This window comes from Yersinia antarctica (assembly GCF_056636475.1).
In genome coordinates, this window is the sequence record NZ_JBSJQF010000001.1 from 221,613 (window position 1) to 244,836 (window position 23,224).

The window sequence follows — 23,224 nt, forward strand, 5'->3', positions numbered from 1 at the left end:
GCTTAAAAATATCACAATCTGGTCGGTTGTGGCGAATGACAAGCTACAAACGGGTAACAAAGTCAGACATTTTCACGAATGATTTCTTGTGGATAGCTTTTGGCCCATGCCTCAAAACCACCATCAATGCTGTAAACCGCCTCAAAGCCCTGCTGGAGCAAATACTGCGCCGCCCCTTTGCTGCTATTGCCGTGGTAGCACATCACCATGACGGGCTGTTCAAAATCTGTTTGCTGCATAAAGGTATGCAGGCTGCTATTGGTCAAATGGAACGCGATGGGTGCATGGCCCGCTTCATAACTCTGTGGATCGCGGATATCGACCAATACGGCGGTATTCTCTTTCAGGCGGCTATGAGCCTGCTCAACACTGATTGTTTCAAACTGTTCCATCTTGCTCTACCTTACAAAAATGCATTTAGAGAGAAAATGCCAAAACATGATTATAATCATTTTTTAGCTGATAAATACCAGACTAACTGTAATGTTATTTTTGTCTCTGATTCCAATTTAATATGTTGTTTTTTATAGAATTAATAAATTAAATCTATCGTTATTAATATAGGGCACATGGTGGTTTAAAATAAAGGCATTATCTATGCTTAACCGATTATCAAGTGCACAATATCAATCTCAGGCTACTATTTATAATGATAATATTAAGGTGGAGAAAAGGAATGCCAGTTTGAATGCTAATCCGACATTAAAGTCATTGCTGGAATTCATTAAATATTTCAATGAAGTGGGAATTTTACAGTAAAAACGAAATGAAAAAATTATATAGGCTATATAGTTGTACTTAACTTGTCTTTTCAATCAGTAGGATTGTTGCTTCAATCCCCCAAAGATATTAAAGAGCTAACAGTTATAGCCGATAATATTATTAATATAAAAATATTATCGCCAAAGACCACTGACTGCAATAACATTGGTTTAATGTAAATTGCAGTACAGTGGTAACTTATTGCCATAACAATAAAAATAATCAAACATAACCCATCATCTGTAATAAACGCTGTGCCTGTTGTACGGCTTCCTGGCGGTGAGCAACCCCCAGTTTTTGATATAAATTACGGATATGGGTTTTAATCGTAGTGGCTGCCACTTCCAGCTCACCGGCGATCTGTTCATTACTGTAGCCGGAGTAAATCAGCCCTAATACCTGCCATTCGCGCTGGGTTAGCGGGCTGGTACGGATCAGTTCTGGTACTTGCGGGTGAGTTAGCAGTTTATCGACAAATATCTCATCAAAATGGGCGAATTTATGCCGATGGTGCTGGTTAATATCCTTCAGTATTCGCTGAGCACGATGCTGTTCCAATTCCGGTAACGCGTTAAGTTGAATCAGTTGGCGCAACTGCTGTGCCATAGCTTCACCTTCAATCACGAAATGGCTGATAAAACCGGTGCGGTTAGCCAATGACAGTGATTCAATCAGCGCTTTCTGGGCCTCACTTTTACGTTCGGTTTGCCAATAAAGGATATTACTTAACAATAGATTACGGTTGAGGTCACTGGTTAAACGAAGGCGGCGGGCATTTTCGTTCAGTTCGTCCAATACCACTTCGGCTTCATTAAACCGCCCTAGCATGATCTGTATCCGCGCGATATTACGCCACTGCCCCTGTAAAAAGTGATTATCCGCCATCCCCGGTTTTTCTGCCTGGCGCAGCCAACTTGCGGCGGCGACTTTATCCCCGGTCATCTGCCAGTGAATAACCCGTGGCTTATCGGCATTGGTTATCCAGTCGAGATGATATTGGCTGCCGTGTTGCAGGGCCTCACAACGCTGAATATACATATTGGCGTTATCCAGATCACCACGCGCCAGTGAGCATTTTGCCAGCATCGCCAAACACTGCAATTGCTGTTGGGGTTGGTAATTGACCAGAATCTCAATGCCTTTGCGTGCCGCTTCTTCCGCTTCATCCAGCCGTGACCACGACCATAAAATTTGGGAGCGAATACGCAGCAGGAATTCATGCAACGGCAACTGCTCAAGATGTTGTTCATGAATTAAATCAAAGGCTTTATCTTGCGTTTCATAAGCGGCTTGCAAGAAACCTTGTGCAATCAGGATTTCGCTCTGTTGTAGCAATGCCCATAAGGCATAGTGATAGGCTTCGTGGCGACGTGCCATTTGCTCGGTTTGCTGCATCATGGGCAGCGCACGGCTTAGCTCCCCTTTACAATGATGAACTTCACCAGTTACGGAGGTTGCCACAATACGGCTATAAAAGTTCGCCATCGGCAGATATTTCAGCGCATCAGTTGCCAGTTTTTCGGCTTCATCTGGCTTACCATCATTGATAGCCACCTGAGCACGCAGGGCATCAAATTCAGCGCGTAAAATCTCATCAACAGGGATTTTGCGTTCTTGCATTGCCGATTCAGCGCGCTCGAGCAAGGTATTCACCTCACCATAACGGTGTTGGCTTTGCGCCAGCCAGGCTTGTAGCAGTGCCAGTTCTGGATTCTGCACCAATAAAGAGTAAGGCAGGGCGACTAGACATTGTTCCAGCAGCGCCAACTCACTGTGGTTAAACAGCGTCCAGGCATGTTGCAGCAAGATATCACGTAACATGCCAACATCACCTGCGGCCAATGCATGGTGGATTGCTTCAGCCGGGTAGCCCAACGCCATCCAACCTTCAGCGGCTGCGTGATGCAATTCCGGTAACTCCAACGCCAATTCCCACTGGCAGCGCTGGCGCAAGAAGGTGGCAAATAGCGGGTGGAAGCAGAACCATTCACCACTGTCATCCATACGATGAATAAATAACCCTTGGCGCTCCAACTCTTCCAGCCGTTGCTGACCGTTATCTTCCCCAGTCAGGCGCACAATCAGGGCATCATTCATGGAACGTAATACTGAGCAACGCAGCAGAAAAACGCGGGAATTGCTATCCACCTGATCTAATACTTCATCCACCAGATAGTCTGACAAATGGCTGGCATTTAACCCTGCCAGGCGTTTTGCCGATTTTTGCGCGGATGAGTTTGGCTGACGCGATGACAGTGCTATCAGTTGCAGCGCGGTAGCCCAGCCTTCAACTTCATCACACAAGCGGCTGCTATCACCTTGTTCCAGTGGCACTGACAGGCGGCAATCAAAAAATTGCTGTGCTTCCTGATGATTAAATGCCAGTTGCTGCATGCCTAATTCCAGCAACTGATCGCGCACCCGCAGGTTAGCAATTCCCAGCGGTGGCAAGGTGCGGGATAGCAGGATCAGCGTCATATTTTCCGGCTGGTGACGCAGAAAGAAGCGCACAGCTTCATGAACAGCGTCATTGGTAATCAGATGATAGTCATCGATGACCAGATAAAGCGGGCCGTCCCAATCGGACAACTCGATAAATAATTGAGCAAACAGCGCTGAAAGGCTGGCGTATTGATGCTTTTGGCTGAGCGCTTCACTTTTACTGCAATGGCCGCCAGTCGCCAACTGTACCGCAGCAATCAGATAAGAGGCGAAACGCTCTGGTTGATTGTCACTTTCATCCAGTGAATACCACCCGAGATTGGATTGGTCGGCAGCCCATTGGGCGATCAACGTGGTCTTACCATAACCGGCTGGGCAATTGATCAAAGTCAGGCGATAGTTTGCTACACCTGATAACTTAACCAATAGACGGTCGCGTATCACGGTATTTTGCAGCCGTACCGGGCGGCTCAGTTTTGAGGGGATCAGCATGCTGTGTCCGGTTTAACCAATATCCGGTGAGAAGACGTCCTGGCGAGTGATATGTCCATTTGTAATGAAATGTTACAGGCATTCATAAGAGTAATTATTTTTAGCCTCGTAATTAATCAGCACTGCTAAGGTCTGATAACGGCCATGTTATTGCAATAGAGTTAATGTTTCATATGGCTGTAAGTTGCACCGGATCACAATTTTAGCTACGCCCTGCGACTCATCCCCAGCTAATCCCCCGGCAGGATGATGCCCTTGTCAGTTCTCATTGGCAGGATAAGGGTAAAATTACCCCACTCACAGGATAGAGACCCCCTATGTCACAGCCTACGCTTAAAAAGGACGATTTCCTGGCCGCACTGACCCGCCAGTGGCAGCGCTTTGGCCTAACCTCCGCTCAGCAAATGACTCAACACCAATGGTGGGAAGCTGTCAGCGCGGCGTTAGCCGAACAATTGGCGGCTCAGCCTGCACCAGGTAAAACCCAAAAAGTCCAACGGCATGTTAACTACATTTCAATGGAGTTTTTGATTGGTCGTTTAACGGCAAACAACCTGATTAATCTGGGTTGGTATGACCAAGTGGAGGCGTTGCTGGCCGAGCAGCAAATTAACCTGTGTGATTTGCTGGAGCAGGAGACTGACCCTGCATTGGGTAATGGCGGTCTTGGGCGTTTGGCGGCCTGTTTCCTTGATTCGATGGCAACCGTTGAGCAACCCGCCACCGGTTATGGTCTGAATTATCAATATGGTCTATTCCGTCAATCTTTCAGTGAATGTAAACAACAGGAAGCCCCGGACAACTGGCAGCGCGAGAGTTATCCGTGGTTTCGCCATAATGCGGCGTTGGCGGTTGATGTCGGCTTTGCTGGCAAGTTAGAAAAACTCGCTGATGGCCGCCAGGTGTGGCGTCCGGCCTTCACCTTGCGCGGTGAAGCTTGGGATTTACCGGTGCTGGGTTTTCGCAATGGTGTAACACAGCCGTTGCGCCTGTGGCAGGCTACTCATCAACATCCATTTGATTTAACTAATTTTAATGATGGGAAGTTCCTGCTGGCAGAACAAAATGGCGTTGAAGCAGAAAAACTGACCAAAGTATTGTATCCAAACGATAACCATCTGGCCGGCAAACGTCTGCGCCTGATGCAGCAATACTTCCAATGCGCCTGCTCGGTGGCGGATATTTTACGTAAGCATCATCTGGCTGGTCGTAAACTGGCTGAATTGCCTGACTATGAAGTTATTCAACTGAATGATACCCACCCGACTATCGCTATTCCTGAAATGCTGCGAGTACTGCTGGATGAGCATCAGCTAAGCTGGGATGCGGCGTGGGCGATCACCAGTAAAACCTTCGCCTATACCAACCACACGTTGATGCCTGAAGCACTTGAATGTTGGGATGAAAAATTGGTGCGTAGTTTGTTGCCACGCCATTTTGTCATCATCAAGCAGATCAATGCGCAGTTTAAAAAGGTGGTGGATAAGCAATGGCCTGGGGATGAAGCGGTGTGGGCCAAGCTGGCGGTTCATCATAATAAGCAAGTGAGAATGGCCAATCTGTGTGTGGTCAGCGGCTTTGCCGTCAACGGCGTAGCGCAACTGCATTCTGATCTGGTTATCAAAGACTTATTCCCTGAATACTATCAATTATGGCCAAATAAATTCCATAATGTTACTAATGGTATTACGCCGCGCCGTTGGTTGAAGCAATGTAATCCGGCATTATCTGGCCTGATTGATGAAACGCTGAAAGTGGAATGGGCGAATAATCTGGATGCATTAGCTGGGCTTGAGTCTTATGCCGAAGATAAGGCTTTCAGGGGCCGTTATCAGCAGATCAAATATGATAACAAAGTTAAGTTAGCTGAATACGTTAAGCGAACTATGGGGTTGGTGATTAATCCAGACGCTATCTTCGATGTGCAGATTAAGCGGTTGCATGAATATAAGCGTCAGCATTTGAATCTGTTACATATTCTGTCGCTCTACCGCCAGATCCGTGACAACCCGAATCTGGATATTGCGCCTCGGGTGTTCTTGTTTGGTGCCAAAGCTGCACCTGGTTATTATTTAGCTAAGAATATTATTTATGCGATCAATCAGGCCGCCGATAAGATCAACAATGATCCGATCGTCAAAGATCGCCTAAAAGTGGTCTTTATCCCCGATTATCGGGTTTCAGTCGCGGAATTGATGATTCCTGCGGCGGATGTATCGGAGCAGATTTCAACTGCCGGTAAAGAAGCCTCTGGTACTGGCAACATGAAACTGGCACTGAATGGTGCATTGACTGTGGGCACTCTCGATGGGGCTAACGTTGAGATTGCCGAGCAGGTGGGTGACGAGAATATCTTTATTTTCGGTAACACCGTGGAGCAGGTAAAAGCCATTTTGGCGAAAGGCTATAAGCCGCATAAGTATCTTAAAGCTGACTCGCACCTGAAAAGCATTCTGGATGAGCTGGCCAGTGGTGCGTTCAGCCAAGGTGATAAGCACGCATTTGACATGATGTTGCATAGCCTGTTGGAAGGGGGTGACCCTTATCTGGTATTGGCTGATTTTGCCTCATACTGTCAGGCACAGAAGCAAATTGATGCCCTGTACCGCGATAAGGATGAATGGACCCGCCGTACCATTCTTAACACTGCCCGGGTAGGGATGTTCAGTTCTGACCGTTCAATTCGTGATTACCAATCACGGATTTGGCAAGCCAAACGTTAAGGAGAAGACTGCATGGATCGTAAATCGCTCGATCAAGCAGCGACACTGGCAGGGATAGCCGCCAGCTACATTAATGCTCATGGTAAGCCGCAGGCTATTTTGCCGGAAACCAAGCAGCAGTTGTTGGCGGCCATGGGGCGCACTCAGGTGCCTCAGGACACCTCGACAGAAAATACACCACTACCGGTGGTGAAAGTATTTACTTTTGGTAGCCCAATGCAGCTACCAATGGCGGGTTCAGGCGATTATCACTGGCAATTGCAGACAGAAAAAGGTGAGTTGCACCAGGGGCGTATCAGTGCAAAGAAGACGCTGACATTGCCATCTTCTCTGCCGCAGGGTTATCACCGTTTGATTCTCGAACAAGGGTTACAGCAGTGGCAGTGTTCAATTATTGTGGCACCGAAACGTTGCTATGAGCCAGATGCGTTGCTGGCAGGGAAAAAGTTGTGGGGCGCTTGTGTACAGCTCTATACCCTGCGTTCCGAACGCAACTGGGGGATTGGTGATTTTGGTGATCTCAGCCAAATGTTGGAACAGGTGGGCGAGCGTGGTGGTGCCTTTATCGGTTTGAATCCAATTCATGCGCTGTATCCGGCTAACCCACAGAGTGCTAGCCCCTATAGCCCCTCTTCAAGACGCTGGTTGAATGTGGTTTATATCGACGTGAACCGCGTGGATGAGTTTCAGCACAGTGAAGCGGCGCAGCTCTGGTGGCATCAACCAGCAACGCAACAGACGCTGGCTGAAATTCGGGCTAATGAGTGGGTTGATTATCCGCAAGTTATGCAACTGAAATTGATGGCGCTGCGTTTGGCCTTCCCGTTGTTTACTGCTCGTAAAGTAAAAGATGCGCGGATGCAGGCGTTCCACCAGTTTGTGGAACAAGGCGGTCGTAGTCTGCATCAACAAGCAGCTTTTGATGCGCTACATGCTCATTTAAGTGCGCAAGACCCAATGATGTGGGGCTGGCCGGTGTGGCCAGAAAAATATCGTGATGGGCACAGCAGTGCTGTAGCTGATTTTTGCCGCGAATACGCGAGTGATGTGACCTTCTATCTATGGTTACAGTGGTTGGCCGCCACTCAGTTTGATAACTGTTTTCGCAACAGCCAGACACGAAAAATGCCGATTGGTTTGTACCGTGATTTAGCTGTTGGTGTGGCTGAAGGTGGCGCTGAAACCTGGTGTGACCGCGAGTTATATTGTCTGAAAGCTTCAGTAGGGGCTCCGCCTGATATTTTAGGGCCGCTGGGCCAGAACTGGGGGTTGCCACCAATGGACCCGCACGTCATGGTTGCGCGTGCCTACCAGCCTTTTATCGATTTGCTGCGCGCTAATATGACCAGTTGTGGTGCTCTGCGTATTGATCATGTGATGGCCTTATTGCGTCTGTGGTGGATTCCCTACGGGCAGACTGCCGCCCAGGGGGCTTATGTTAAATATCCGGTCGATGATCTATTGGCGATATTGGCGCTGGAAAGTCAGCGTCATCACTGCATGGTGATTGGCGAGGATTTAGGCACGGTACCGGTAGAGATTGTGGCTAAGCTGCGTGACAGCGGGGTGTATTCCTATAAGGTGCTCTATTTTGAGCATGACAGTGAGAATACCTTCCGTGCGCCACAATCTTATCCGGCACAGGCGATGGCCACCATTACGACCCATGACTTGCCGACCTTACGGGGCTATTGGCAAAGTGACGATCTGACGTTGGGGAATAAGCTGGGGTTATATCCAGACCAACAGATATTGAAGCAGCTTTATCTTGATCGGGAACGGGCCAAGCAAGGATTATTGGAAGGGTTACATCACTATGACTGTGTGCCAAAGAAGGTAGGCCATAAAGCGTCACTCCTCTCGATGAGCCCAGTCCTTAACCGGGGATTACAGCGTTATGTTGCTGACAGCGCCAGCGCATTACTGGGTTTGCAACCGGAAGATTGGTTAGATATGGCGACACCGGTAAACATCCCCGGAACCAGTGAGGAATATCCGAACTGGCGGCGTAAATTGACCTCGACCTTGGAAGAGATGTTTGCTGACAGTCAGGTTAATCGTTTATTGAAGGATTTGGATAAGCGGCGCAAGAATGTGTCGGCGGGATGATAAGGGAGGGAATCTCTCAGTAGGCTGCCAATAAAGTGCTCGTGGCGGAGAGAACAGGCAGATCGTAAAGACGCCATCAATACGTCGATGTAGGCTCGTGCCGCGCCATCCCTGGCGCGGACGCTTTACTCTTCTACCTATCCTCGCCGCTCCAGATTGAGTCATCTGGTTTTGTCAGCATTAAGAACAATATTATTCATTGGTGTTACAGCAAGGCAGCAAGCGAACAAATCCCGATGAGCTGACATCAGTCAGTGATTCGGGTGAGCGAGCGAAGCTAACACCGCTGTAGCACCAAGGGCGCAGGACAATTAGTAATAGCAGCGCTCAATTATTAGCCAAAGTTATTGGTGTTACAGCAAGGCAGCAAGCGAACAAATCCCGATGAGCTGACATCAGTCAGTTATTCGGGTGAGCGAGCGAAGCTAACACCGCTGTAGCGCCAAGGACGCAGGATAATTAGTAATAGGAATGCTCGCCGCGCTGATGCTCGGTCAAATCCCTCACGCCTTTCAATTCTGGGAATTTCTGCAACAGCTCTTTTTCGATGCCTTCTTTCAATGTGACATCAACCATAGAGCACCCGTTACAGCCACCGCCGAATTGCAGGATAGCCAATGCATCTGGTGTGATCTCCATCAATGTTACACGGCCACCATGCCCGGCCAGTTGCGGGTTAATCTGCGATTGCAGAACATATTCAACCCGCTCCATCAATGGTGCAGTATCATCAACTTTACGCATTTTGGCATTAGGCGCTTTCAGGGTAAGTTGAGAGCCTAGTTGGTCAGTGACGAAATCGATTTCAGCGTCGTCCAAATAAGGCTTGCTCATTTCATCAACATAGGCAGATAACTGCTCAAATTTCAGTACAGTATCTGTTGCTTCGACCGCATCCGGTGGGCAGTAAGACACGCCGCATTCAGCGGTGGGTGTTCCGGGGTTGATAACAAATACCCGGATTTGGGTGCCTTCTTCTTGATTTGCCAACAGTTTGGCAAAATGAGATTGTGCTGCGTCTGTTATTGTGATCATGGCATCTGCTCAATAGTTGACTATTCTTGTCGGTTATAATACGCCCATTGCTAGGGTGACTACAAGGTTCGGCAGATACACCACACCTGTAATGAGGCAATCCCCTCGGACCAGAGTAGATCGGCAATCTCATTCAGTGTACTGCCCGTTGTTACGACATCATCCAGCAGAGCAATATGTTGGCCGCGAAGAGACTGTGTACAACGAAATATCCCCCGCATATTTTTACGTCGCGCGGTAGCTTTCAATCGCTGCTGCGGTGGTGTAGCCCGTACTCGCTGTAACGTCATATTACTGTAGTGGCAGCCAAGCCAGTGTGCCAATGGCCGTGCTAACAGGTCTGTTTGGTTATAGCCGCGCCGCCAACAGCGCCTGCGGTGTAAAGGCACACTAATGATTCTTTCTGGCCTGATAACCTTACCCTGACGGTAGGCATCAAGCCAGCGTAACAATAATAAACGGGCCAGTACCGGAGCCAACGGTGTGACGCCGTTAAATTTGAACTTTTTTATCAGCCCGTTCAAGGGCGGAATATAATCACTGACAAAGGTCATACTCGCCCAGCGGGGTGGTGCGTTAAGGCAGCGGCCACAAGGTAATGCCGGGTTAGTGCAGGGCAAGCCGCAGCGAGGGCAACAGGGCGGTAATTTAGGTAAATGCTGGTTGCAATAACAACAAATGCCATGCCTGGGATGATATAACCGCTGCCGGCATAGCCAACACTGGCTGACGATTGTTAGCATGTTTATCTTCCTTGATAAGTGATGTATGACGCGGCTAAGGCAACAGGATATTAACGTATGAAACAACTGTATTGGAACATCTGCGGTGAAGGTGATTGCGATCTTGTGCTGCTGCACGGATGGGGGCTGAACGCCGAAGTCTGGCATTGCATAATTGATAGACTCGCGCCGCATTTTCGTCTGCATTTGGTGGACCTCCCCGGTTATGGGCGCAGCAAAGATTTTGGTACGATGCCACTGTCTGATATGGCGGCAATTGTCTTACAACAAGCACCACCGCGCGCCTTGTGGCTCGGTTGGTCGATGGGCGGGCTGGTGGCCAGTCAGATAGCTTTGACTCAACCAGAGCGCGTGCGTGGGCTGATAACTGTCTCCTCCTCGCCATGTTTTACTGCGCATGATGAATGGCCGGGGATTCGGCCGGAAGTCTTGGCTGGTTTTCAGCAACAGTTAAGTGAGGATTTTCAGCGTACCGTTGAGCGTTTTCTGGCATTGCAAACTTTGGGGACGGAAAGTGCACGACAGGATGCCCGTTTATTGAAAGCGGTGGTGCTACAACACCAGATGCCAGAGGTGGAGGTGTTAATCGGCGGGCTAGACATTCTGCGTACTGCAGATTTACGACCCGCACTGGGCAAATGCACTCTACCTTTGTTGCGCATTTATGGTTATCTGGATGGGCTGGTGCCGCGCAAAGTGGCTTCGTTATTAGATAGTGCCTGGCCGCAGAGTCAATCGGTGGTGATGAAGGGAGCAGCTCATGCCCCTTTTGTTTCTCATCCTGATGATTTTTCAAAATTACTTATAGATTTTTCAGCACATGTTGACGCTAAAATCACACTGGAATAGCTAACTGCCACAGATTTAAGGCCTTAGCACATAGAAATGAATGGAATTTAATGCGTAATTTAATGGCTAAATATTAAATTTACTTAATAATTAAGAAGGTTCAAATTGGCGCATCCCCGCGCACTGGCATGGGGAGAGCCTTTTCTTTAGAGGTGTGGGCGGCCACTGCGCGTGGCGTAACATCAGCCAACTGTCTTGAATTAAATCAATATCATCTTTGTTTTTCTTACTGTTTTTATACGCATTAACCCTTCACTTGTGAGGTATTCGGTATGCATTTATTGAAAAATCTGGCTATTGCTCTGGTTGTGACCGGGGTTTCTTTTGGCGCGATGGCGGCGAAAGAAATTACTAAAGAAGAAGCGAAGAATTACGAGAAGATTGGCACCATCACCACGTCGGGTCAGGCAACATCGCCGATGGATGTGAAAGAAGAGCTGTCGAAAATGGCGGATGAGAAAGGCGGTAAGTATTATGTGATCATCGCCGAGCGTGAAAAGAAGAAATTTGACGCTGATGCTGATGTTTATAAGTAATAAAAAGGCAGAGATGCCCATCGGGCATCTCTTTTTGTAACTTAATGATGATTTTTTATTTTATAAATCACAGTGTTACATTTATTTTTTCCTTCAGGGCAGCTCTTGCAACTGCCCGTCAGGCACCCACTATTATCTTGCTCAATGCGTTCAACCTTGCCCATTGCCGTCAGCCTTTCTAGCATGGCCTCAACCAGGGGTAAAGGTGTTGCCAATTGCTGGCTTAGTTGACTCGCTCCCACACTACCACTGAGCGCGATGGCATCGCGTAATTGGAGTAGGCTCGCCATCATGCCTCCTGTTGTAACAAAAGCGGTTTGTTAATGGCAATCATTGCTTGCACTCTGACAACAGCTCGCAGGTTTACTGTTTTGCAACCTGACAGTTACCCGGCTCCGCGCGCGGCGCAATCCAAACAAGATCAATGCATTAATCACCATAACCACCGCAATAATCATTAGGCTTTGTTGCGGGTGCTGGTGAAACGTGGCGGCTTGGTAGAACAGGGTTGCCAGTGAGTAGGCCACATTTAACCCCCACAATATTGAGAAGGTCATCCAGCCGCGGCTGGTTTCCCGAGCGATAGCCCCCATGACTGAGACGCAGGGCACATAGAGCAACACAAATATCAGGTAGCTATAGGCAGCAATACTGGAACCGAATTTACTGCTCATCATGCCCATCGAACCGGCTGCCATTTCACCATCACCTTTGCTGGCTTCAATGGGATTGGATAACACGCTAAGGCTAAAAGTATCTTTTAAGCCCTGCCAGGTAGTTTTAACCGCCCCGACCAATTCGCCCGGTAAGTTGAAGATCTCGGCATCAAAGGGTTCATTCTTAATCTGCTCTGCGGTATAGAGAGTATTGAGTGTCCCTACCACCACTTCTTTTGCCATGGCGCCGGTCACTAACCCCACGGTTGCCTGCCAGTTATCGCCATGAACACCCATGGGTGCCAGCAGTGGCGTCAGCACTTTACTGACTGAGGCCAGTGCTGAGTCATTGATGCTATCTACCGGTTTGCCACTGAAAGAGAAGCTGTTCAGGCCGCCGATGAAGATACTGGCAATGACAATCACTTTCCCTGCGCGCAGGACAAAACCTTTTAACCGTTGCCAGGTTTGCAATAATAAACTCTTTAGATGGGGCACATGATAAACCGGCAGTTCCATCACAAAGGGTGAGGCTTCGCCACGCATAATGGTGTATTTCAGCACCAGCCCAGTGAGGATGGCGACCGCGATACCCAATAGATAAAGAGAGAAAACGATACTGGCCCCATCCTGACCGAAGAATGCCGCCGCGAAGACGGCAAAAATCGCCAGCCGTGCGCCACAGGACATAAAGGGTGCCATCATGATGGTTATCAGGCGTTCGCGTTGCGCATCCAGTGTTCGTGCACCCATGATCGAGGGCACATTACAGCCGAAACCGACAATCAGTGGTACGAAGGATTTACCCGGTAACCCCAGCGCCTGCATCAGCCGGTCCATAACAAATGCGGCTCGGGCCATATAACCGGAGTCTTCCAAAAAGGAGAGAAACAGGTACATCATGCCAATTTGTGGCACCAACGGCAGCACGGTATTAATCCCGCCCCCCACGCCTTGAGCGAGGAAGATGGTTAACCACTGTGGGAAATGCAGCGTATAACCCACCCATTGCAACCCCTGAATAAAGATAGCCGCAGAGCCGATATCAAATATGGGTTGCAACGCCCCACCGATATTGATGGCTAAGACAAACATTAAATACATGACAAACAGAAAGATCGGGACACCTAACCAGCGATTAAGGATCACTTTATCAAGCGCTTGTGTCAGGCGGTTCGGTTCCGCTTGCTGCGAGTTACCGACCAAATCACAGATGCGGGCAATACTTTGATAGCGGGCATCGGCTATCACCAGCTCGGGATCTTCGTGTTGGCTTGCTCGCAGATTTTCACGCGCTAGCGCCACGATTGAGGGCGCTATGCCTGCACGTGCCAGGCTATAGATATCACCTTCCAATATTTGCAGTGCCAGCCAACGGCGCTGCTGTACCGGCCAGGACTCAGGCATGGCCTGTACCAACTTATCTACTTCACTGAGTAGCACTGGCGGGTAGTTAACCAAAGCCTTAAAGGGAATCGGCTGAAGTTCATCAATACTGCTTTTTAATTCATTGATACCCTGCCCGCGAGTGGAGACCAGCGGAATAACCGGGCAACCTAACTGCTGAGATAATGCCTTGATATCAATATCGATATGTTGGCTTTTGGCAATATCCAACATATTGAGCGCCACAATACAGGGAATACCCAATTCAACCAGTTGCAGTGTCAGGTAGAGATTGCGCTCCAGATTCACCGCATCAATGACATTAATCAGCAGGTCAGCTTCACCACTTAGAATGTAGTGACAAGCAATTTGCTCATCCAGCGAGGTTTGCTCAGAAATGGTGGTCAGGGAGTAGGTTCCCGGCAGGTCAACCAATGTCACTTGATGTTGCGCGGTAGTGAAATGGCCTTCTTTGCGCTCCACCGTAACCCCGGCCCAGTTCCCCACCCGTTGGCGGGCACCGGTTAACTGGTTAAAAAGGGTGGTTTTACCTGCATTGGGATTGCCGATCAGGCCGATTGTGAGTGCTTTCATGATCCAACGTGATATTAGTAAATTAAAATCAGACTACGCAGGGGGGCTTTGACACGCAGCCCGGCAGCCAAAATAGGATGTTGACCCGCAATATTAGGGTTGCAAGTCCAGCGTAAGCAGATCTAAGTCTTTTTTCCGTAGCACCAGACTGACGCGGCGGGTCTCTATCTGAATGGGGTCACCTAATGGCGCGAGGCGGACAACATTAAACGAAGAGCCGGGCAGCATACCCAGTGACAATAATTTCTGCCGGTAAGCCGGGCTGATTTCAGGCGAGAAACCAACAATTTTATAGGAACGCTGCGGGATAAGATGCATAGGTGCCTCTTGTTATTACGTTATTGGCGTACCAAAATTCAGAGTGATACGACTCTAAAAGGTAATAGATAAAATAATAATAGTAAGAATCGTTTTCATATTCAACTAAGGTGAAATACTCAAAGGTAAGTATTCGTTACTATTTCATTTTTATATACCCGTCATACTTCCATCTGCCTGTGTGTTGGCTACGCTCACTAACCCGAATCACTTACTCATGTAAGCTTATCGGGATTATCTCGCTTGCCGCCTTCCTGAAACTCGAATTATTTAGGGTATAATTAATGAGTCTGATTTTTATTTATGCTTGTTTTACCATCAAATTAACATAATCGCAAATGAAAATAATGAGTTAAATCAGTTAACTGAATGTTTCCATTATGCCCTGTTAGGGCAGTTAAATACCGATTGTTAACATAATTAATTCACTCACATTTTAATAAAATAACATTCGGATTTTAATTAACTCACAGAATGTCTTCATAATTATTTATAAATTAGAGTGAATAATTGACGAAATTAACCCTCATGTTAAATAGATTGTTAAATTAACGCCGATTTAATCATGATGTAAACGTCATTTCGCAGCAGAAAAGAATCGCGTGCTAATTAATTTAAAAGATAAATCTTCAGCTTTATAGAAGAAAAGGATATGAGAGGAAATATTAAAGATGTCGCGATAATTTGAAACAAAAACGTAAATGAAAAAAGGGCCACCAACGTGGCCCTGAGTAGAGATATCAGCGTTTTTTAAATGCCGCCGCCAGTGCATCACTCATGGCGCTGTTGCTACCAGAATTACTGTCTGCCCGGCCCTTGGCTGCTGGGCGACTGTTCGCATCATTGCTGTTACGAGGCTGGCTGGCACCACGATTGTCATTACGACCATTGGCGCTGCTATTCGCACTATTAGCGCCATTGTTACCACGACGCGAGCCGCCTTCACCAGGCTGTTCATCAAGGCGCATGGTCAGGGCAATGCGCTTGCGTTGCAAATCCACTTCCATGACTTTCACTTTGACGATATCCCCGGCTTTCACCACCTTATGTGGGTCATCGACAAACTTATCCGCCAGTGATGAAATATGTACCAAACCATCCTGATGAACACCAATATCAACAAAGGCACCAAAGTTGGTCACGTTAGTGACCGAGCCTTCGAGGATCATGCCCGGAGTCAGGTCATTGAGCGTCTCTACACCTTCAGCGAAGGTTGCGGTTTTGAACTCAGGGCGTGGGTCACGGCCTGGCTTTTCTAACTCGCGTAGAATATCGGTGACCGTCGGGACACCAAATTGCTCGGTGGTGAAATCACGCGCATTAAGATTACGCAGCGCGGTAGCATTACCCATTAGGTCCTGCAATGCCTGTTCAGTTGCAGCCAAAATGTGCTCAACAATCGGGTAGGCTTCTGGATGCACGGTTGATGCGTCCAGCGGGTTATTGCCATGATTGATACGCAGGAAGCCGGCACACTGCTCGAAGGCTTTCGGCCCGAGGCGGCTGACTTTGAGCAATTGCTCACGGTTATGGAAGCGGCCATTCTCATCACGCCAGCTAACAATGTTTTGCGCCATCATGCGGGTTAAACCCGCAACCCGGGTCAGTAACGGCACCGACGCGGTGTTTAAATCCACACCCACGGCGTTTACGCAGTCTTCCACTACCGCATCCAGCTTTTTCGCCAGTTGGCTTTGGCTAACATCATGTTGATACTGGCCGACCCCGATAGATTTCGGGTCAATTTTTACCAGTTCAGCCAGTGGATCTTGTAACCGCCGGGCAATAGACACTGCACCACGGATGGAGACATCCAGATCTGGGAACTCCAGCGCCGCCAACTCCGAGGCGGAGTAAACCGAGGCTCCAGCTTCGCTGACAATCACTTTTTGCGCGGTGACTGCCGGATACTGTTGCTGTAGCTCGACAAAGAAACGCTCGGTTTCCCGCGATGCCGTACCATTCCCGATAGCCACCAGTTCAACCTGATGCTTGATGCATAGGGCGGCCACCACGGCGGCGGCTTTAGCAGCCTGCCCGGTATGAGGGTAGATGGTATCAAAGGCAACCAGCTTGCCGGTAGCGTCCACTATCGCCACTTTCACCCCAGTCCGCAGGCCCGGATCAAGGCCCATGGTGGCGCGCATGCCGGCAGGGGCTGCCATCAACAGATCTTGCATGTTACGGGCGAATACGTTGATTGCTTCATCTTCGGCTCGTTCACGCAGGGTACTCATCAGCTCGGTTTCCAGATGCATCAGCACTTTGATACGCCAGGTCCAGTTGACCACCGCTTTGCGCCAACCGTCTGCTGGCGCATTATTCAGCCGCAGGTCGAGATGGTTAATAATTATCTGCTCGCCCTGACTTTCGCGCGGCGGTTCGTCAAACTGCGGATCCGGATTTAGCGCCAGTTGCAGCACACCTTCATTACGTCCACGGAACATTGCCAGTGCGCGGTGAGAAGGGACTTGGGCGATAGGTTCGTGGCTGTCAAAGTAATCGCGGAATTTAGCGCCTTCCTGCTCTTTGCCTTCCACCACTTTTGCTACCAAATGGGCATTTTTCCACAAATACTGGCGCACTTTCGCCAGTAGGGTTGCATCTTCTGCAAAGCGCTCCATCAGGATATAGCGTGCACCATCCAGTGCCGCTTTCGTATCTGCAACACCTTTATCGGCATCAACATAAGCGAGAGCAACCTGTTCTGGCTCTTGCTGTGGGTCATGCCATAAACTGTCCGCCAATGGTTCCAGACCGGCTTCAATCGCAATCTGACCACGGGTGCGGCGCTTCGGTTTATAAGGGAGATATAAATCTTCAAGCTCAGTTTTACTCATGGTGCCATTGATGGCACCGGCCAACTGCTCAGTGAGCTTGCCCCTTTCTTCAATTGATTTAAGAATGGTTTGGCGGCGCTCTTCGAGTTCACGCAGATAGCCCAAACGACTTTCCAACTGGCGCAACTGGGTATCATCCAACCCGCCGGTAACTTCCTTACGATACCGCGAAATAAACGGCACGGTATTACCTTCATCAAGCAGGCGGATAGCAGAGATAACTTGCTCCGGCCGCGCCTGTAGTTCGCTTGCAATAATGCTGCTCAGTTGTTCATTCATAAGTCTGATGTCAAGTCTGATAGTGAGTAGGAAAAATGGCAGAAGATAGTTATACGGATTGCCCGGATAAATTGCCAGTAGAGCGGCAGCAGAGCTTGAGGTAACGTGGACTTATCGGTAAAAAGTTAGGGTATAGTAGAAGCATCAATGCCAAAGGGATAATTATATGGCGAAAAGTAATTACATTACCCGCGAAGGCTGGCAGGCGCTGGATCGTGAATTGCATTATCTGTGGCGGGAAGAGCGCCCGGTGGTAACACAGGCGGTGTCTGAAGCCGCAGCAATGGGTGACCGTTCGGAAAACGCTGAATATATCTATGGTAAGAAGCGGCTACGAGAGATTGATCGCCGGGTACGCTTTTTGACCAAACGCCTTGAGGTGCTGAAAGTTGTCGACCCTGACCCGCGTCAGGAAGGAAAAGTCTTTTTTGGTGCCTGGGTGCGGGTAGAAAATGAATTAGAAGAGCAGCGCATCTTTCGCCTGGTTGGGCCGGATGAGTTTGATCCGGCAAAAAAATGGATTTCTATCGATTCACCGGTTGCCCGTGCCTTAATTGGCAAGCAGGTGGAGGATGAGGTGACGGTTCAGACACCAAATGGTGAAGCAACCTACTGGATATTAGAGATCCGCTACCGCCCATTTGACGAAAGTGTTGATAATTAGGCACAACAATAAGCTTTGTAACAATTTCGACTAGAATGTATACCATAAAAAGCTGTCTGTTATACACGTCATACTTCAAGCTGCATGTGTGTTGGCTTCCTTCGTTCACCCTCGGTCACTGACTCATGTAAGTGACCGAGGGCTCGCTCAGTTGCCGCCTTCCTGCGACTCGAATTATTTAGGGTATAAAGTAAGTTTTTTTAACAATGTACAGGTTCGAGCAATACGGCCTTTGGGAGTAATAAAATGCAAGAGAATCACAAGATTCTGGTCGTTGATGACGATATGCGCCTGCGCGCGCTGTTGGAACGTTACCTAACAGAGCAAGGTTTCCAGGTGCGCAGCGTTGCCAATGCTGAACAGATGGATCGCTTGCTGACCCGTGAGTCTTTCCACCTGATGGTGCTTGATCTGATGTTACCGGGTGAAGATGGTCTATCTATCTGCCGCCGTCTGCGTAGCCAAAGTAACCCGATGCCGATCATTATGGTGACGGCGAAGGGTGAGGAAGTTGACCGTATCGTCGGATTGGAAATTGGTGCTGACGATTATATTCCTAAGCCATTCAACCCCCGAGAATTACTGGCCCGTATTCGTGCGGTGTTACGCCGTCAGGCTAACGAGCTACCGGGTGCACCTTCACAGGAAGAAGCAGTGATTGCGTTTGGTAAGTTCAAACTCAATTTAGGCACGCGCGAGATGTTTCGTGAAGATGAGCCTATGCCACTGACTAGCGGTGAGTTTGCGGTGCTGAAAGCCTTGGTGAGTCATCCACGTGAGCCGTTGTCACGCGATAAGCTGATGAATCTGGCCCGAGGTCGCGAATACAGTGCGATGGAGCGTTCCATCGACGTACAGATTTCACGTCTGCGGCGTATGGTCGAGGAAGATCCGGCGCATCCGCGCTATATCCAAACTGTATGGGGCTTGGGCTACGTATTTGTACCGGACGGCAGTAAAGCATGAGGCGATGGCGCTTTTCTCCACGTAGCTCATTTGCCCGAACCTTATTACTGATTGTGACCTTGCTGTTCGTCAGTCTGGTCACCACGTATTTGGTGGTGCTGAATTTCGCCATTTTGCCCAGTTTGCAGCAGTTTAACAAAGTGTTGGCGTATGAAGTTCGTATGCTGATGACTGACCGGCTGCAATTGGAAGATGGCACGCTACTTGAAGTCCCGCCGGCGTTTCGGCGTGAGATTTACCGTGAATTGGGGATTTCGCTTTATACCAATGCTGCGGCGGAGGAAAGTGGCCTGCGTTGGGCACAGCATTACAAATTTCTCAGTGATCAAATGGCCCAACAATTGGGTGGGCCAACCGATGTTCGGGTCGAAGTTAATAAAAACTCCCCTGTTGTCTGGCTAAAGACGTGGTTATCGCCGGATATTTGGGTACGAGTGCCATTAACTGAGATCCATCAGGGCGATTTCTCGCCACTGTTCCGTTATACCCTGGCAATTATGTTATTGGCTGTAGGGGGAGCCTGGCTGTTTATCCGTATTCAGAATCGGCCATTAGTTGAGCTGGAGCATGCCGCTTTGCAGGTGGGTAAAGGGATTATTCCGCCACCGCTACGGGAGTATGGTGCGTCAGAGGTGCGTTCGGTTACCCGGGCATTTAACCAAATGGCCGCCGGCGTGAAGTTGTTGGCGGATGATCGGACCTTGCTGATGGCTGGGGTTAGCCATGATTTACGCACGCCGTTGACCCGTATTCGTTTGGCGACTGAAATGATGAGTGAAGCCGATGGATACCTTTCTGAGTCAATCAATAAAGATATCGAAGAGTGCAACGCCATTATTGAGCAATTTATCGATTATCTACGTACCGGGCAGGAGATGCCGACAGAGTCGAGTGATTTGAATGCCGTACTCGGTGAAGTGATCGCGGCTGAAAGTGGTTATGAGCGGGTAATCGAGACTGATTTGTGTGCAGGTGAAGTGCTGGTGGATATCCATCCATTATCGATTAAGCGTGCGTTGGCCAATATGGTGGTGAATGCGGCGCGTTACGGTAATGGCTGGATAAAAGTCAGTAGTGGCACTGAGCTACAGCGTGCGTGGTTCCAGGTTGAGGATGACGGCCCTGGTATCAAGCCTGAAGATTTGAAGCATCTGTTCCAGCCTTTTGTGCGTGGCGATAGCGCGCGGAGTACCAGTGGTACTGGACTGGGCTTGTCGATTGTGCAGCGGATTATTGATGCCCACGCCGGTTCGTTGGATATCGGTACCAGTGAGCGAGGCGGTTTACGGATCCGTGCGTATATTCCGTTGCCGTTAGATATGAAGGCGAAGCCACCTGCGGTAGTGTGAGTTTTATTTTGGTTATTTAGTATGGTGATCAGGTTCGGTTATGGTGGGGTCGGATCAGGTTTCGGTTGATATGAGTTTAGTGATCGGGTTCGGTTGTTAAAGCAACGGAGTTGACTTAACCTCCGTAGCCTCAACCGCCAAAGGGTGCGGGCGCGCACCCTTGTGGAATCCCGCGCTTCGCACGTATCGCCTGCCCACTGCGTGGGTTCCCTCACTCATCATTTCGCTGGCGGGACGGCTTTATTCGCATCCCTGCTCATGACGCCTAAATCCGCCGTCCATGGCGGATTTCCCTTGCTCCATTCTTCACTCGGCTGCTCAAATGTGCTTTTAAACTTCAAAACCTAAAACCATGATTTTGATTTTCTCTTTTGACGTTGAGCGCAATCAGGAATATTACCGACCAAGATTGCAGGCCGAATGAGCCGCATGGACGCGGCGAAAGGGGCTGTCGAGCTGGGAGCGAGTCAGCCCTGGTTCGATTAAGCCTGCAAGCTGCCTGAGGGGACTGCGAATAGCAGTAATATTTCGCGCAAGCCGCAGGTGCAGGAGGGCCGGCTTGCCCTCCTGCTCGGTTGAGGTGGCAAAGCCAGCAATGAGAACAAATCGAATATCAACCGAAACCTGACTCGGCGCTTTAACAACCGAACCCGATCACTCATCCACCAAACCTGATCTAATCCATTTTTGATTGGCGAAAAACAAAAGGGACACAAATGTGTCCCTCCCATAATCATTACAAAATCAACGCTAACTTAGAGCTTTGGCCCTGCGCTAACCAATGCAGCACCTGCTGGGGTATCAGTATACTTATCAAAGTTAGTGGTAAAACGCTTCGCCAGATCTTCGGCTTTCTCTTGCCACTGCGCCACATCAGCGTAAGTGTCACGAGGATCGAGGATCTCTGGGTTCACGCCCGGTAATGCCGTTGGCACCGCCAGATCAAAGATTGGCAGAGTGAAGGTTTCTGCTTTATCAATCTCACCGTTCAGAATGGCGTCAATGATGCCACGGGTATCCTTGATGGAAATACGTTTGCCAGTGCCATTCCAGCCAGTATTGACCAGATAGGCTTGTGCGCCCACCGCTTGCATACGTTTAACCAGCACTTCTGCATATTGTGTTGGATGCAGCGACAGGAAAGCTGCACCAAAACAGGCTGAGAAGGTCGGTGTTGGCTCAGTTACACCGCGCTCAGTACCAGCCAGTTTAGCGGTGAAGCCAGACAGGAAGTGATACTGGGTTTGATTTGCTGTCAGGCGTGATACTGGTGGCAATACACCAAAGGCATCAGCAGTCAGGAAGATAACCTTAGTGGCATGACCCGCTTTAGAAACCGGTTTAACGATATTTTCAATGTGATAGATCGGGTAAGAAACACGGGTGTTTTCCGTTTTGGAACCATCATTGAAATCAACGGTACCATCGGCCAGTACTACCACGTTCTCCAGCAAGGCATCACGCTTAATAGCATGATAAATATCCGGTTCTGCCTCTTCAGATAACTTGATGGTTTTGGCGTAGCAGCCACCTTCAAAGTTAAATACGCCGTCATCATCCCAACCATGTTCGTCATCACCAATCAACTTACGTTTCGGATCAGTCGACAGCGTGGTTTTACCGGTACCAGACAGACCGAAGAAGATAGCCACATCGCCTTTCTCGCCGACGTTGGCCGAGCAGTGCATGGAAGCAATGCCTTTCAGTGGCAGCAGGTAGTTCATCATCGAGAACATACCTTTCTTCATTTCGCCGCCATACCATGTGCCGCCAATGAGCTGCATACGTTCTGTCAGGTTAAAGGCAACAAAGTTCTCGGAATTCAGACCTTGCTCTTTCCAGTCTGGGTTGGTGCATTTAGCGCCATTCATGACGATAAAATCAGGCTCGAAATGGGCCAGTTCTTCGTCTGATGGGCGGATAAACATGTTTTTGACAAAATGAGCCTGCCACGCGACTTCAGTGACAAAGCGAACTTGCAGGCGAGTATCGGCGTTAGCACCGCAGAAAGTATCAACAACAAACAGACGCTTACCGGACAGTTGCTCGGTTACCAACCCTTTCAAGTGGCTCCAGGTTTCCTGACTCAGTGGCTTGTTATCATTTTTGCCTTTGCCCTGATCGGCCCACCACACGGTATCTTGAGTGATGGCATCGCGGACAATATATTTATCTTTTGGCGAGCGGCCGGTAAAAATCCCGGTATCTACCGCTATTGCTCCTGTGGTGGTGAGGATTCCGCGCTCGTATCCTTCAAGCGTGGGTTTGGTCTCTTCCTGGAACAGTAAATCATAGCTTGGGTTGTAAACAATCTCGCTGACGTTATGGATGCCATAGGCGGCGAGCTCCTGCGGGGTAATTCCTTTAACACTCATGTCATAACTCCTGGATCGTCAATTTTCTACCAGCGATTGTAAATCCTCATCTCTGATTAACAGCGATAGCTATCAAATATTTCAACATATGACCTATTTTTCGCTA

16 protein-coding genes are annotated in these 23,224 nt (G+C 48.9%); 7 read left to right on the plus strand and 9 right to left on the minus strand.

The features are described 5' to 3' along the window. Positions 1 to 62: 62 nt before the first annotated feature. Complete coding sequence (gene glpE / locus ACWJJO_RS00875) at positions 63 to 392, minus strand: thiosulfate sulfurtransferase GlpE (protein ID WP_083161257.1); 330 nt, start codon at positions 390 to 392, stop codon at positions 63 to 65. Positions 393 to 984: 592 nt separating this feature from the next. After that, positions 985 to 3,696 carry an HTH-type transcriptional regulator MalT gene (gene malT, locus ACWJJO_RS00880; protein WP_083161255.1) on the minus strand — a complete coding sequence of 904 codons (2,712 nt, stop codon included), beginning with the start codon at positions 3,694 to 3,696 and terminating at the stop codon, positions 985 to 987. A gap of 317 nt (positions 3,697 to 4,013) precedes the next feature. Between malT and malP the strand changes: the two genes are divergently transcribed. Both malP and malQ read left to right on the plus strand, forming a co-directional pair. Further along, entirely contained in the window at positions 4,014 to 6,419 is a 2,406-nt protein-coding gene (gene malP, locus ACWJJO_RS00885; RefSeq protein WP_481090532.1) for a maltodextrin phosphorylase, read from the plus strand. Positions 6,420 to 6,431: 12 nt separating this feature from the next. Then, positions 6,432 to 8,528: a 4-alpha-glucanotransferase gene (gene malQ / locus ACWJJO_RS00890; protein WP_372568489.1), complete on the plus strand. Its 2,097-nt coding sequence runs from the start codon at positions 6,432 to 6,434 to the stop codon at positions 8,526 to 8,528. Positions 8,529 to 8,987: 459 nt separating this feature from the next. On the opposite strand, the gene nfuA is transcribed toward malQ, so the two are convergent. Beyond that, a complete protein-coding gene (gene nfuA, locus ACWJJO_RS00895; RefSeq protein WP_083161247.1) occupies positions 8,988 to 9,563 on the minus strand; it encodes a Fe-S biogenesis protein NfuA in 576 nt (191 codons plus the stop codon). 59 nt (positions 9,564 to 9,622) lie between these two features. Further along, positions 9,623 to 10,306: a DNA utilization protein GntX gene (gene gntX / locus ACWJJO_RS00900; protein WP_083161245.1), complete on the minus strand. Its 684-nt coding sequence runs from the start codon at positions 10,304 to 10,306 to the stop codon at positions 9,623 to 9,625. 57 nt (positions 10,307 to 10,363) lie between these two features. Between gntX and bioH the strand changes: the two genes are divergently transcribed. Both bioH and ACWJJO_RS00910 read left to right on the plus strand, forming a co-directional pair. Continuing rightward, complete coding sequence (bioH, locus tag ACWJJO_RS00905; protein ID WP_442847463.1) at positions 10,364 to 11,155, plus strand: pimeloyl-ACP methyl ester esterase BioH; 792 nt, start codon at positions 10,364 to 10,366, stop codon at positions 11,153 to 11,155. Between the two features lie 272 nt (positions 11,156 to 11,427). Next, the gene (locus ACWJJO_RS00910) at positions 11,428 to 11,691 is read left to right on the plus strand and encodes a YdgH/BhsA/McbA-like domain containing protein (protein WP_372568491.1); all 264 of its coding nucleotides are present in this window, start codon (positions 11,428 to 11,430) and stop codon (positions 11,689 to 11,691) included. 41 nt (positions 11,692 to 11,732) lie between these two features. On the opposite strand, the gene ACWJJO_RS00915 is transcribed toward ACWJJO_RS00910, so the two are convergent. The 4 genes from ACWJJO_RS00915 to ACWJJO_RS00930 form a co-directional block, all read right to left on the minus strand. Then, on the minus strand, positions 11,733 to 11,981 hold the full coding sequence (locus ACWJJO_RS00915; RefSeq protein WP_083161241.1) for a FeoC-like transcriptional regulator: 249 nt from the start codon (positions 11,979 to 11,981) through the stop codon (positions 11,733 to 11,735). 30 nt (positions 11,982 to 12,011) lie between these two features. After that, positions 12,012 to 14,327: a Fe(2+) transporter permease subunit FeoB gene (gene feoB / locus ACWJJO_RS00920; RefSeq protein WP_481090533.1), complete on the minus strand. Its 2,316-nt coding sequence runs from the start codon at positions 14,325 to 14,327 to the stop codon at positions 12,012 to 12,014. A 93-nt stretch (positions 14,328 to 14,420) separates the two neighbouring features. Then, on the minus strand, positions 14,421 to 14,645 hold the full coding sequence (gene feoA / locus ACWJJO_RS00925) for a ferrous iron transporter A (RefSeq protein WP_005186094.1): 225 nt from the start codon (positions 14,643 to 14,645) through the stop codon (positions 14,421 to 14,423). 740 nt (positions 14,646 to 15,385) lie between these two features. Next, positions 15,386 to 17,764 (minus strand): Tex family protein, encoded by a 2,379-nt coding sequence (locus tag ACWJJO_RS00930; RefSeq protein ID WP_083161239.1) that lies wholly within the window; start codon positions 17,762 to 17,764, stop codon positions 15,386 to 15,388. A gap of 166 nt (positions 17,765 to 17,930) precedes the next feature. On the opposite strand from ACWJJO_RS00930, the gene greB reads away from it, so the two are divergent. From greB to envZ, 3 genes are all read left to right on the plus strand, one after another. Next, positions 17,931 to 18,428 (plus strand): transcription elongation factor GreB, encoded by a 498-nt coding sequence (gene greB, locus ACWJJO_RS00935; protein ID WP_005186101.1) that lies wholly within the window; start codon positions 17,931 to 17,933, stop codon positions 18,426 to 18,428. A 246-nt stretch (positions 18,429 to 18,674) separates the two neighbouring features. Continuing rightward, positions 18,675 to 19,394, plus strand: coding sequence for an osmolarity response regulator transcription factor OmpR (gene ompR / locus ACWJJO_RS00940; protein ID WP_004709363.1), 720 nt, complete (start codon positions 18,675 to 18,677; stop codon positions 19,392 to 19,394). Further along, positions 19,391 to 20,743, plus strand: a complete 1,353-nt coding sequence (envZ, locus tag ACWJJO_RS00945; protein WP_481090534.1) for a two-component system sensor histidine kinase EnvZ — start codon at positions 19,391 to 19,393, stop codon at positions 20,741 to 20,743. The genes ompR and envZ overlap by 4 nt, the downstream gene beginning before the upstream one ends. A 755-nt stretch (positions 20,744 to 21,498) precedes the next feature. On the opposite strand, the gene pckA is transcribed toward envZ, so the two are convergent. Next, a complete protein-coding gene (gene pckA, locus ACWJJO_RS00950; RefSeq protein WP_083161237.1) occupies positions 21,499 to 23,118 on the minus strand; it encodes a phosphoenolpyruvate carboxykinase (ATP) in 1,620 nt (539 codons plus the stop codon). Positions 23,119 to 23,224 lie beyond the last annotated feature (106 nt).

Bases quoted from the DNA above. Each gene is read 5' to 3' on its own strand.
- glpE (WP_083161257.1), bottom strand. From the start codon at position 392: ATGGAACAGTTTGAAACAATCAGTGTTGAGCAGGCTCATAGCCGCCTG.
- malT (WP_083161255.1), bottom strand. From the start codon at position 3,696: ATGCTGATCCCCTCAAAACTGAGCCGCCCGGTACGGCTGCAAAATACC.
- malP (WP_481090532.1), top strand. From the start codon at position 4,014: ATGTCACAGCCTACGCTTAAAAAGGACGATTTCCTGGCCGCACTGACC.
- malQ (WP_372568489.1), top strand. From the start codon at position 6,432: ATGGATCGTAAATCGCTCGATCAAGCAGCGACACTGGCAGGGATAGCC.
- nfuA (WP_083161247.1), bottom strand. From the start codon at position 9,563: ATGATCACAATAACAGACGCAGCACAATCTCATTTTGCCAAACTGTTG.
- gntX (WP_083161245.1), bottom strand. From the start codon at position 10,306: ATGCTAACAATCGTCAGCCAGTGTTGGCTATGCCGGCAGCGGTTATAT.
- bioH (WP_442847463.1), top strand. From the start codon at position 10,364: ATGAAACAACTGTATTGGAACATCTGCGGTGAAGGTGATTGCGATCTT.
- ACWJJO_RS00910 (WP_372568491.1), top strand. From the start codon at position 11,428: ATGCATTTATTGAAAAATCTGGCTATTGCTCTGGTTGTGACCGGGGTT.
- ACWJJO_RS00915 (WP_083161241.1), bottom strand. From the start codon at position 11,981: ATGGCGAGCCTACTCCAATTACGCGATGCCATCGCGCTCAGTGGTAGT.
- feoB (WP_481090533.1), bottom strand. From the start codon at position 14,327: ATGAAAGCACTCACAATCGGCCTGATCGGCAATCCCAATGCAGGTAAA.
- feoA (WP_005186094.1), bottom strand. From the start codon at position 14,645: ATGCATCTTATCCCGCAGCGTTCCTATAAAATTGTTGGTTTCTCGCCT.
- ACWJJO_RS00930 (WP_083161239.1), bottom strand. From the start codon at position 17,764: ATGAATGAACAACTGAGCAGCATTATTGCAAGCGAACTACAGGCGCGG.
- greB (WP_005186101.1), top strand. From the start codon at position 17,931: ATGGCGAAAAGTAATTACATTACCCGCGAAGGCTGGCAGGCGCTGGAT.
- ompR (WP_004709363.1), top strand. From the start codon at position 18,675: ATGCAAGAGAATCACAAGATTCTGGTCGTTGATGACGATATGCGCCTG.
- envZ (WP_481090534.1), top strand. From the start codon at position 19,391: ATGAGGCGATGGCGCTTTTCTCCACGTAGCTCATTTGCCCGAACCTTA.
- pckA (WP_083161237.1), bottom strand. From the start codon at position 23,118: ATGAGTGTTAAAGGAATTACCCCGCAGGAGCTCGCCGCCTATGGCATC.